The 697-nt window shown below is 65.6% G+C and carries 1 protein-coding gene; it reads right to left on the bottom strand.

Going from position 1 to position 697, the window contains the following annotated elements; all coding sequences use genetic code 11:
• The coding region (locus tag AACY08_RS27765; protein ID WP_339472306.1) for a phosphoadenosine phosphosulfate reductase domain-containing protein at positions 1-658 on the bottom strand (658 nt) is incomplete at its 3' end.
• Positions 659-697 lie beyond the last annotated feature (39 nt).

A 697-nucleotide genomic window follows, 5' to 3' on the forward strand; every position in this document is an offset into this window, starting at 1 on the left:
GGTACACGTCGTCCGCCGTCCAGTCAGCCAGCGGATTCCAAAACAACATGACCGTGCCCCGCCGGTTCCCGGCCTTGGCGTAACGCTGATCGGCCTTCGCCGCTGGAATCGCTGCGCGGGTGTGGCTTTCGTCGCGGCGCAGGCCAAGCACCGAGATAATCCGTTCTCCCGACAGGATCCGCGCGATCGCAGGCCCGATCACGGCCGCTTTCATCTCTGACTGGCAGAAGCGCAGCGAGGCGGACGACCAGGGACCGATGAGGTTATATGTCTCGAGTGCCGCGTAGCGACGCTTGGCATTCTCGAACCGCTGGATCCAGCGGTCCACGAGATCGCCGGCGGCACGACGGACGACGGTCAGCTGCATACCGGCCTGCGCCGCGATGCGCTCGATCGTTGCCGGCGTGGAGGCCCATTCGGCTCGACCAAGATCGGCGTGGATCGCCATACGTCGCGCGCGAGGATGACCAAGACGATCGAGGAGGAGATTGACCGTGAACATGGCCGCACTCGAGTCCTTGCCGCCCGAGAGGTTGAAGACGATCCATGCGCCGCGCTGGATGGCACCGATGATCTCCGGGCCGATGGCGAGTTCAGGCAGGCCCGGCAGGGGCGGCGGCATTGGCCGACCGGGCCGCGCCAAAGGGAGGTCAGACATTGGCATTCTCCTGGTCACTGGATCAGGCAAAGAGGCGCG

Source organism: Pseudomonas sp. EL_65y_Pfl1_R83 (assembly GCF_963970695.1).
Classification (GTDB): domain Bacteria; phylum Pseudomonadota; class Gammaproteobacteria; order Pseudomonadales; family Pseudomonadaceae; genus Aquipseudomonas; species Aquipseudomonas tritici.